General features: G+C 69.5%; 8 protein-coding genes. 3 read left to right on the top strand and 5 right to left on the bottom strand.

Going from position 1 to position 10,080, the window contains the following annotated elements; genetic code table 11:
• A partial coding sequence (locus tag CKO33_RS08155) for a tetratricopeptide repeat protein (RefSeq protein ID WP_242472540.1) occupies positions 1-985 on the top strand: 985 nt, incomplete at its 5' end.
• A 102-nt stretch (positions 986-1,087) separates the two neighbouring features.
• Positions 1,088-1,876, top strand: a complete 789-nt coding sequence (locus CKO33_RS08150) for a ParA family protein (RefSeq protein WP_200181291.1) — start codon at positions 1,088-1,090, stop codon at positions 1,874-1,876.
• A gap of 33 nt (positions 1,877-1,909) precedes the next feature.
• Here CKO33_RS08150 and CKO33_RS08145 read toward each other — a convergent pair whose 3' ends face one another.
• A complete protein-coding gene (locus tag CKO33_RS08145) occupies positions 1,910-2,119 on the bottom strand; it encodes a 2-hydroxymuconate tautomerase family protein (RefSeq protein ID WP_200181289.1) in 210 nt (69 codons plus the stop codon).
• 44 nt (positions 2,120-2,163) lie between these two features.
• Here CKO33_RS08145 and CKO33_RS08140 point away from each other — a divergent pair, with 44 nt between their 5' ends.
• Positions 2,164-2,349, top strand: a complete 186-nt coding sequence (locus CKO33_RS08140; RefSeq protein WP_200181287.1) for a PLD nuclease N-terminal domain-containing protein — start codon at positions 2,164-2,166, stop codon at positions 2,347-2,349.
• A 10-nt stretch (positions 2,350-2,359) separates the two neighbouring features.
• Here CKO33_RS08140 and CKO33_RS08135 read toward each other — a convergent pair whose 3' ends face one another.
• From CKO33_RS08135 to CKO33_RS08120, 4 genes are all read right to left on the bottom strand, one after another.
• Positions 2,360-4,558 carry a YgiQ family radical SAM protein gene (locus CKO33_RS08135; RefSeq protein WP_200181285.1) on the bottom strand — a complete coding sequence of 733 codons (2,199 nt, stop codon included), beginning with the start codon at positions 4,556-4,558 and terminating at the stop codon, positions 2,360-2,362.
• Entirely contained in the window at positions 4,555-4,839 is a 285-nt protein-coding gene (locus tag CKO33_RS08130; protein ID WP_200181283.1) for a late competence development ComFB family protein, read from the bottom strand. The genes CKO33_RS08135 and CKO33_RS08130 overlap by 4 nt, the downstream gene beginning before the upstream one ends.
• Before the next feature lie 104 nt (positions 4,840-4,943).
• Complete coding sequence (dacB, locus tag CKO33_RS08125; protein ID WP_200181281.1) at positions 4,944-6,374, bottom strand: D-alanyl-D-alanine carboxypeptidase/D-alanyl-D-alanine endopeptidase; 1,431 nt, start codon at positions 6,372-6,374, stop codon at positions 4,944-4,946.
• Between the two features lie 87 nt (positions 6,375-6,461).
• Positions 6,462-9,878, bottom strand: a complete 3,417-nt coding sequence (locus CKO33_RS08120) for an ATP-binding protein (RefSeq protein ID WP_200181279.1) — start codon at positions 9,876-9,878, stop codon at positions 6,462-6,464.
• Positions 9,879-10,080 lie beyond the last annotated feature (202 nt).

The following is a 10,080-nucleotide window of genomic DNA, read 5'->3' as shown; positions in this document are numbered from 1 at the left end:
CTGGTACACCCCCTCCAACGCCCTGCTGGTGGTGGCCGGGGACGTGGACCCGGACGCGGTGCACCGCATGGCCCAGGACCATTTCGGTGACACCCCCGCCCGGCCGATGCGGCGCACCCCCATGCATGGGTTTGCGGTGCTGCTCCTGCTGCTGGGCACCCTCGTGGCCCTGGCGATGGCCCCGGTGGTGGCCGCGGCGGCGCCCACCCCCTGGTCCGCCGAGGCCGCCGCGGGGCAGCCCGTGGCTCAACTGGAGATGGAGGCCCGGGCCCATCTGGAGACCACCCCGCCGGACTACACCCAGGCGCGGCGCTGGTTCACCGCGGCAGCGAAGCGGGGCTCCCCCCGGGCCATGGCCTACCTGGGCTGGTTCCATGAACACGGCCACGGCGTGGCACAGGACCCGGGCCGGGCCGTGGCCTGGTACGCCCGGGCGGTGGATGCGGGGGCACTGCACTACACCCTGCACCTGGGCTGGATGCACCTGGACGGGCGTCTCCTGAAGACGGACCAGGCCGCCGCCGAGGCCTGGTTCCGGCGGGGCATCCGGGCCGGCTACACCCCCGCCCGGGTGGCCCTGGCCTCGGTCTGGATCGCCGACGCCATGGGGGGCAGGGCCCCGCAGCGCACCCTGGAGGCGGAACGGCTGCTGCTGGATGCCCATGACAAGGGCGCCCCCAAGGCCGATTACTTCCTCGCCAAACTCTACATCCAGGGCATCGGCGCCGTGGATGCCGATGCGGACAAGGCCTTTTATTACACCCGCCTGGGGGCACGCCGCGGCGAACCCACCATGCAGGCCTGGCTGGCGCAACAGTACCTGGAGGGGCGCGGCGTGGAGGCGGACCCGGTGCAGGCGGTGAAATGGGCCCATCGTTCCGCCTCCGCCGGCGATCCCATGGGCCAGGCCGTGTGGCGGGACCTGGAGAGGCGCCTGGACCCGCAGGTGATCCGCGAGGGCAAGGCCCTGGCCGGGGAGGATTGAGGACCCGGCGCGCTCGACCGCCCCCGTCCCCTTTGGCTACACTGCACGGCTTACCGGCGGTGCGATCCGCGGTCCGCCGAAAAGACCGGCATGGGGTGTCTGATGAAACGCGTCATCTTCAACCAGAAAGGTGGTGTGGGCAAATCCACCATCACCTGCAACCTGGCGGCCATCAGCGCCGCCCGGGGCCTGCGCACCCTGGTGGTGGACCTGGACCCCCAGGGCAACTCCACCCACTACCTGCTGGGGGAACAGGCGGAGCACTGCCCGCAGACCATCTCCGACTTCTTCGGCGCCACCGTGGGCTTTTTCAGCAACCGCAAGCCGGCCCGGATCACCCCCCTGGAGACGCCCTACGAGCAGCTGCACATCGTGGCCGCCAACCGGGAGCTGGAGAACCTGCAGACCAAGCTGGAGTCGCGCTACAAGATCTACAAGCTGCGCGATGCCCTGCAGGGGCTGGAAGCGGAATACGACGCCGTCTTCATGGACACCCCGCCGGCCCTGAACTTTTTCACCCGTTCCGCCCTGATCGCCGCGGACCGCTGCCTGATCCCCTTCGATTGCGACGATTTCTCCCGCCGTGCCCTGTACGAGCTCCTGGACAACGTGCGCGAGATCCAGGAGGACCACAACGAGGCCCTGATGGTGGAGGGGATCATCGTCAACCACTTCCAGTCCGGCGCCAACCTGCCCCGGGCGGTGGTGGAGGAGCTGGTGCAGGAGGATCTGCCGGTGCTGCCCGCCTACCTCTCCGCCTCGGTGAAGGTGCGCGAGTCCCATCAGGTGGCCCAGCCCCTCATCCACCTGGCCCCGGGTCACAAGCTCACCGGGGAATACCTGGCCCTCTATGGCCTGCTCACCGGCGAGGCCGTGACCCTGACCGATTGAAAACCGGTCCTACCTCCCCCTCCAGACGCCGCCTCAGGCCCCTTTGCTCCGGGCACGGCGCAGGGTGATGGTCTCCCCCGCCACGCCCCAGTTGTCGGTGTCCACCTCGTCGATCACCACCACGGTGGTGGCCGGATCCTTGCCCAGCACGTCCACCAGCAGTTGCGTGGCCCCGCGGATGAGCTCGGCCTTCTGCTCCGCTGTGGCCCCCTCGCGGGTGATCTTGATGTTCACATACGGCATGGATCATCCTCCGGTATACCAACCAAAACGAAAAAGGAACCCCCATGGGCATCGAGGTCTCGGGCCTTTTCGGGCTGTTGTTTCTCATCCTCATCGTCTGGGCCATCGTCAGCACGGTGCAGAGCCGCGCCGGCACCGGCACCAAGGTCCTGTGGATCGTGCTGCTGATCCTGGTGCCGCTGATCGGCTTCATCCTCTGGCTGCTGCTGGGGCCCAAGAGCGGCCGCTGACCCGACGGCCTCAGCGGGAGCGGCGCGGGCGCCCCCCGGCGGGCCGGCCTGATTTGCGGACATTGCCGCCAGGACGTCCCTTGCGGGCCGGGGCGGGGCCACGCCGCCCCTCCCCGCCCCGGCCCGTGCCCCCGGGCTGGTAACGGGGCACCAGGTGGCGCTTGCCGTTGCCGATCAGATCCGCCCGTCCCATGTCCTGCAGGGCCTTGCGCAGCAGCGGCCAGTTCTCCGGGTCGTGGTAGCGCAGGAAGGCCTTGTGCAGCCGCCGCTGGCGCAGTCCGCGGGCCACGTGCACCCGCTCGCCCCCCTGGCGCCGGATGGGTTTCAGGGGGTTCAGGCCGGTGTGGTACATGGTGGTGGCCAGGGCCATGGGTCCCGGCAGGAAGCCCTGCACCTGATCCGGCCGGAAGCCGTTGTCCTTGAGCCACAGGGCCAGCTGCAGCATGTCCGCGTCGGTGGTGCCCGGGTGGGCGGCGATGAAATAGGGCACCAGGTACTGCTCCTTGCCCGCCTCGCGGCTGTAGTGCTCGAACAGGGCCTTGAAGCGGTCGTAGGCATCCATCCCCGGCTTCATCATCTTCTCCAGCGGCCCGGGCTGGGTGTGCTCCGGGGCGATCTTCAGATAGCCGCCCACGTGGTGGGTCACCAGTTCACGCACATAGGTCTTGGAACGGATGGCCAGGTCGTAGCGCACGCCGGAGGCGATGAGCACCTTCTTGATGCCCGGCCGCCCGCGGATGCGCCGGTAGAGCTGGATGAGCGGGCCGTGATCCGTGTCCAGGCGGGGGCAGATGCGGGGGAAGACACAGGACAGGCGCCGGCAGCGGGCCTGGACCTCCGGGTCCCGGCAGCCCATGCGGTACATGTTGGCGGTGGGGCCCCCCAGGTCGGAGATGATGCCGGTGAAGCCCTCGACACGGTCCCGGATCTCGTCCACCTCCTTCACCACGGAATCCTCGGAGCGGGACTGGATGATGCGCCCCTCGTGCTCGGTGATGGAGCAGAAGCTGCAGCCACCGAAGCAGCCGCGCATGATGTTCACGGAGAAGCGGATCATCTCCCAGGCGGGGATGCGGCTGCCCCGATAGGCAGGGTGGGGGGCGCGGGCGAAGGGCAGGTCAAACAGGGTGTCCAGTTCCGCCGTGGTCAGGGGGATGGGCGGCGGATTGACCCACAGGTCACGCCCGGCATGGGCCTGGACCAGGGCACGGGCGTTGCCGGGATTGGTCTCCAGGTGCAGCAGGCGGGCGGCATGGGCATAGAGCACCGGGTCTGCGCAGACGGTGTCGGCGTCCGGCAAGCGGATCACCGTGCGCGCCCGGGACGGCGCCTCCCCGCGCCGGGGCTGCAGGCGCGGACCCGGCGCGCCCCCGTCCCGGGCCCAGGCCACGGCCTGGCCGGGGCCGCACTGCTCGGGGATGTCCCCGCAATACGGATCCCGGTGGGGGGGCACCGGCCCGGGACGGTCCACGCAGGTGGAGTCCAGCTCGTGCCAGTCCTCGGGCACCCGCTCCAGGGCGAAGGCCGTACCCCGCAGGTCGCGGATGTCCCGCACCGGCTCCCCGGCGGCGATGCGGTGGGCCGCCTCCACCAGGGCGCGCTCGGCGTTGCCGTAGAGCAGCAGGTCGGCCTTGGCGTCCAGCAGCACCGAGCGGCGCACCTTGTCGGACCAGTAGTCGTAGTGGGCCACCCGCCGCAGGCTGGCCTCGATGCCCCCCAGCAGGATAGGTACGTCCCGGTAGGCCTCCCGCGCCCGCTGGCTGTAGACGATCACCGCCCGGTCCGGCCTTCGCCCGCCCTCGTCGTCGGGGCTGTAGGCGTCGTTGCGGCGGATGCGCCGGTCGGCGGTGTAGCGGTTCACCATGGAGTCCATGTTGCCGGCGGTGATGCCAAAGAACAGGTTCGGCGGCCCCAGGGCCGTGAAGGCCTCGGCGGAGCGCCAGTCCGGCTGGGCGATGATGCCCACGCGAAAGCCGTGGGCCTCCAGCAGCCGGCCGATGATGGCCACGCCGAAGCTGGGGTGATCCACATAGGCGTCGCCGGTGATGAGGATCACATCGCAGCTGTCCCAGCCCAGCTCGTCCATCTCCGCCCGGGACATGGGCAGGAAGGGGGCCACCCCGAAGCGGGCGGCCCAGTAGGGACGGTGGGAGAACAGCGGCCGCACGCGGGAGGCCGATGCCACCGGCGATGATTCCGATGGCGTCATTCCACCTCATCCATGCGCAGTTCGCTGCGCCGGCGGGTGGTGCGCAGGGCGTAGTCCACCGCCTCCGCCACCTGGCGGTTGATCAGTTCCCAATCCTCGTCGGTGAGGCGGGTGGTCAGGTCCACGGAGAAGCGCACGTAGCGCGGTGGCAGGCGGTTCAGGGCCACACAGGCCAGATCGTCCATATGGGCGGTATCAAGCTCATCCCCCCGCTCGACGAGCACCTGGCGGATGCGGTCGTAGACCAGGTGTTCGAAATAGTTCTGGATATTGCCGATCATGATCGACCTCCGGTGGGCAGGTTGCGTGGAGGGGATCGCGCTCCCCTCCTCCCCCTATTCTGACAGGAGTTGTGGATCTTGAGTCCATCCAGGGCGGCGGAGGTTCACCCCGAGGCGTGCACCCAGGTCAGGAAGGCATCCTGGATGGACACGCCCTGCCAGTGGGTCAATCCCGGATGGCGGATCAGGAGCACCACCAGGCGGTCCCCGCCCCCTGCCGTGCGCACATAGCCGGCCACCGCCGACACCCCCCGCAGGTAGCCCGTCTTCAGGTGCATCCGCCCCGCCTGGGGGGTGTCCTCGAAGCGCCGGCGCAGGGTGCCGTCCATACCCGCCAGGGCCAGGGAGGCGATGTACTCGGGGCGGTAGGGGCTCTCCCACCCCGCCTGCAGCACCCCGGCCAGCTGCCGGGCGGTGAGACGGTTCTCCCGGGAGAGGCCGGCGGCGTTGTCCAGCACGAAGCCCTCCAGACCGATGCCCCGCCCGAGCAGGAAGTCCTGCAGCACCCGGTGCCCCTTTTCCGGGGTGGCCGGACCGCCGTGCACCTCCAGCCCCAGGGTCAGGTTCAGCTGACGGCTCATGACGTTGTTGCTGTATTTGTTGATCAGGCGCACCAGCTCCCCCAGGGGCGGGGAACGGTGCACCAGCAGGGGCTTGGCCTCCGGGTCCGGCACGCGGCCCAGCCGCCATCCCCCGTCCAGCGCCCCGCCCCACTGGGCCCAGAGGGTCCGGAACAGGCCGTGGGCATATTGTTCCGGCCCCGAGGCCGTGCGCAGCAGGCTGTATTCCCCGCAGGCAGCCGGCACGTCCCCCTCCAGGCGCACGCTGGAGGGGGTCGGCACGCGGTAGCGCACCTGACGCGCAGGCCCCGTGCAGGAGCCGGTCTCCTCCAGGCGCAACTGGTTCTCCACCCGCAGATGGGCCAGGGGCGGATCCACGGCCACCCGCACGGTCCCCGCCTGTGGCTGCGGATGCAGTTCGAAGCGCACGGCGTTAAAGTTCATCAGCAGGGGATGGGGCGGCTGGTTATAGGCGCGAAAGGGCTGGCCGTCGAAGGCCCCCGGGTCCTCCGGCGGCAGGCGGAAGCGGCTCAGGTCGAACACCAGGTCGCCCCGGATGCGGTGCACGCCACTGCGGTACAGGGCCCCGGCCAGCTTCCACACCTCCTCGCTCACCAGGAAGGGATCGCCGCCGCCCCGCAGGTAGAGATCCCCCTGCAGCACCCCGTCCTGCACCGGGTCCGGGGTGTACACCGCTGTCTCCCAGCGGTAGGCGGGCCCCAGCACCTCCAGGGCCGCCAGGGTGGTCACAAGCTTGAGGGTGGAGGCCGGGTTGCGGGGCACATCCGGGTGGTGGGCCATCACCGGCCGCGCCGCCCCCGGCTTCTGCACCCACAGGCTCACCGCCGCCTGCGGCACCCCGTGGCGTTCCAGGGCCCGGGCCAGGGGATCGGGCATGGCCGCCGCGGCCGACGCCATCCATGCCGTGAACGCAAGGAGGACCACGAGGGCGATCCAGGGGAGAAGGCGCGGCATATTGAATTGAACAACCCAAGGGATTTGCGGGGAAGAGGGACTACTCTATCCCGTTCCGAGTGGACGGGAAAAGGCCGATTCCGGGGGTCAGGCATCCGCCATGGACAACTCCCGCACCAGCGCCTCCACCTGTACCAGACCCTCGCGCACCACGACGTGGTCCCCGGGCAGGCCGGCCAGGATGCCCCGCAGGCTGGACGGGAGGGCGGCATAGGCCCGCTGCAACCGCTCCGGGAGCTGCTCCAGTTGTTCTGCGGCTGCCCCCGGCTGTCCGGCCCGCAGCCGTCCTTCCACCCCTTCCATGCAGGCGGCCGCCGCCACCGCCCCGATGGTCCCCAGATGCCCCTTGAGGGAATGGGCGATGCGTATGGCCCGGGCGGTCTCCCTCGCCTCCAGGGTCTGCCCCAGGGCCTCCAGCTTCTCCGGCAACTCCGGGAGGATGGTGAGCAGCATCTCCACCAGCAGTTCATGGTCCCCGCCCAGGCGTCCCAGCACCAGAACCAGATCCACGTCGGGTTCCGGGGACCGGTCCGTCCCGGGGGATTGCCCCGCCACCCCCCGGGCAGCCTCCCGTTCCCCCATGACGCGATCGATGGTGCGGCCCAGTTCCCCCAGGCTGATGGGTTTGAAGACATAGTCATCCATGCCCGCCGCCAGGCCGCGCTCCCGGTATTCGCTCAGGGCATGGGCGGTCACGCCGATCACCGGCAGGTGGCGGTTATCCTCCCCGGCCTCGCCCGCGCGGATACGGCGGGTGGCCTCGAACCCGTTCATCCCCGGCATCTCCACGTCCATGAGCACGAGATCGAAGCCCCCCTCCCCCAGCAGATCCAGGGCCGAGGGGGCGTCCCCCGCCACCGTGATCTCGTGCCCCAGGCGCTTGAGCAGCTGCCGCGCCAGCACCACATTGGCGGGGGTATCCTCCACCAGCAGCACCCGCCAACTGCGGGTATGCCCCACCAGGGCGGCACCGGCGCCATGCCCGCCATCGGCGGCAGGCACCCGCTGGGGGTCGCCGGGGCGGAACAGGGCGCTGAAACGAAAGGTGCTGCCCTGGCCCGGGACGCTCTCCACGCGGATCGTCCCGCCCATCTTCTCCACCAGCTGGCGGGTGATGGCCAGCCCCAAACCGGTTCCACCATGGTGCCGCTCCGCCGAGCCGTCCCCCTGGGTGAAGGTGTCAAAGATGACCTCCTGGCGGTCTTCCGGGATCCCCTGTCCCGTGTCCCGGACCGCGAATTCCAGGCGCACGGCCTCCCCCTCCCTTCCTGCATGGGCCACACGGATCTCCACGCCGCCCGTGGCGGTGAACTTGACGGCGTTACCCACCAGGTTGATGAGGATCTGTCCCAGGCGATGGGCATCCCCGTAGAGATAACGGGGCAGATCCGGGGCCCGCTCCAGGCGCAGCCACAGGCCCTTCTCCCGCGCAGGCACCGTGAGGGTGCCCACCACCTGCTCCAGGGCCCGGTACAGATCGAAATCCCCCTCCACCAGTTCCATGCGGCCCGCCTCGATCTTGGACAGGTCCAGGATGTCGTTGATCACGGTGAGCAGGTGCCGGGCCGAGTGCTGGATGATCTGCATGAACTCCCGGGACTGCCCCTGCACCCCCTCCTCCAGCAGCACCAGGTCGCTCAGACCCAGGATGGCGTTCATGGGGGTGCGGATCTCGTGGCTCATGCGCGCCAGGAACTCGCTCTTGGCCTGATTGGCCGCCTCGGCCACCTCCCGGGCGGCGATGAGCTGCCGTTCCATGGTGCGCAGATCGGTGATGTCCGAGTAGTACACCATGCCACCGATGACGTTGCCGTGTTCGTCCAGGATGGGGCCGTTGAAGATCTGCATGGAGCGGCCGTTGAACCGGGCCTCCTCCTCCGGTGTGGAATAGCGCACCACCGGCTGCCCCGTCCTGAAACACTCCCGCAGCACGCACTGCTGACAGGGCTGGTCCTGTTCCCAGGCCAGGCGGTAACAGGGCTGGTTGATGGCCTGGTCCGGGTCATCGATCCCGAAGGCCGCCAGCAGTTGCTGACTGGCGCTGACAATGCGGTAGTCCCGGTCGATGAGGACGATGTAGCCGGGGATGTTGTCGAAGAAGGCCCGCAAGCGGTTGCTGGCCCGGGCCAGTTCGGCGGTGCGCTCCGCCACCCGCCGCTCCAGCTGGCGGTTGTGATCGCGGATCTCCCGGGACTGGGCCTGCAACCGCCGGAACTGCTCCCGCAGCCGCGCCGCCATGGCCTGGAAGGCCCGGTCCAGCTGATTGTATTCACGGATCAGGGTATGGCGGGGACGGCGTTCCCAGTCGCCCCGGGCCAGGCGATCCGCATCCTGCCCCAGACGTTCCATGGGGGCCGCGATACGGCCCGCCATCCACACCCCCAGCAGCACCGCCAGCAGGACCACGGCAGCGATGATCCCCAGGGTGCGCCGGGTCTGGGCCTGGATGCCCCCCATGAAGTCCCGTTCCGGCACCACCACAGCCAGAACCCAGTCCAGTCCGGGGGCCGGGGCAAAGGGTTCCAATTGCAGATACTGGGGTTCCCCGTCCAGGGAAAAACTGAGCAGTTCCTCCCCGCGCACAGCCGCCAGCCCGCCGGGCCGCCGGCGCAGCAGTTCAGCAGCAGCCTCCACCGCCGGCAGTCCGGAATCCACCGCCCGGATGGGCTGGAAACGGCCCTCCACCTCGCGGAAAAAGCCCCCCTCGGGGGCCGTGGAGGCGGCCACCAGATGGCCGTCCTGCTGCAGCACGAAGATGCGGGCATGGGGGCTGAGGTCGATGGATTCGAGAAAGTCATGCACCTGGGTGAGGACATGGTCCACCCCGAACACCCCCCGCAACCGGCCCTGCTCATCCCAATAGGGCCGGACCGCCGTCAGGGCCAGGTCATGGAGGACGAAATGGCGGTAGATGGGGGTCCATATCGGGCCGCCCTGGTCCACGCCGGCCTGGTACCAGGGGCGGGTACGGGGGTCATACCCGGGGTAGACCTGCTGCAGAGCCACGGCATCCCCCAGGGCATTGGTGGAGAAGTTGTGGGAGTCCCCGCCGGTGGTCCTGCCGGCGCGCACCACCTGGATCTTTCCCTCGGCCGTGCGCCGGGCCCCGTAGAACTCCCCCTCCACGGTGCCGAAGAAGGCATAGGCCAGGGAGGGATGGGTCTCGATCACGTTGTGGAAATAGCGCTGCACCGTCCCGGGATCGTCCAGATCCAGCACGCCGGAGCGCAGGGCCCGGGCATTGTGGGCGTTCACCCGCAGGGGAACTTCCAGGTAGTGGGTGAGTTGATCCTCCACCCGATACAAGACGTCGGAGCGCAACTGGCGGGCCATGTCGTCCACCGCCAGGCGGCCCTGGTACAGGGCCAGCCCGGCGACGATGCCCACGGACAGCAGCGTGACCAGCACCACGGGGACACCGATGAGCCAACGCAGGGAGAGGGCCGGACGGCGGCCGGCCGGTGTCTTCGGGGCCGGCGGCGGCTCCGGCCGATGGATGCCCATGATCATGCCCCCGGGACATGGATGGAACCTTTGGTGGGCCTACTCTATCGACCCAATCTGCGAGGAATCAATCTCCAGGCATGCACCGGGATGCCCGGGGATGGCCCTGGACGCGCATTGCTGGGTAACATGCACCGCTTGCCGGGGCCGCCGCGATCCGGCTCCGCTGTCCCAAGTCCCTTCTCTCTTTCCGGAGTCCGTC

It is taken from the genome of Ectothiorhodospira mobilis, assembly GCF_016584115.1.
GTDB classification, from domain to species: Bacteria; Pseudomonadota; Gammaproteobacteria; order Ectothiorhodospirales; family Ectothiorhodospiraceae; genus Ectothiorhodospira; species Ectothiorhodospira mobilis.
The sequence above is the reverse complement of the archived record's forward strand: the minus strand, read 5'-3'. Positions and strand labels throughout refer to the sequence as shown.

Coding starts and splice junctions, on each gene's coding strand:
- CKO33_RS08150 (WP_200181291.1), top strand. CDS start 1,088: ATGAAACGCGTCATCTTCAACCAGAAAGGTGGTGTGGGCAAATCCACC.
- CKO33_RS08145 (WP_200181289.1), bottom strand. CDS start 2,119: ATGCCGTATGTGAACATCAAGATCACCCGCGAGGGGGCCACAGCGGAG.
- CKO33_RS08140 (WP_200181287.1), top strand. CDS start 2,164: ATGGGCATCGAGGTCTCGGGCCTTTTCGGGCTGTTGTTTCTCATCCTC.
- CKO33_RS08135 (WP_200181285.1), bottom strand. CDS start 4,558: ATGACGCCATCGGAATCATCGCCGGTGGCATCGGCCTCCCGCGTGCGG.
- CKO33_RS08130 (WP_200181283.1), bottom strand. CDS start 4,839: ATGATCGGCAATATCCAGAACTATTTCGAACACCTGGTCTACGACCGC.
- dacB (WP_200181281.1), bottom strand. CDS start 6,374: ATGCCGCGCCTTCTCCCCTGGATCGCCCTCGTGGTCCTCCTTGCGTTC.
- CKO33_RS08120 (WP_200181279.1), bottom strand. CDS start 9,878: ATGGGCATCCATCGGCCGGAGCCGCCGCCGGCCCCGAAGACACCGGCC.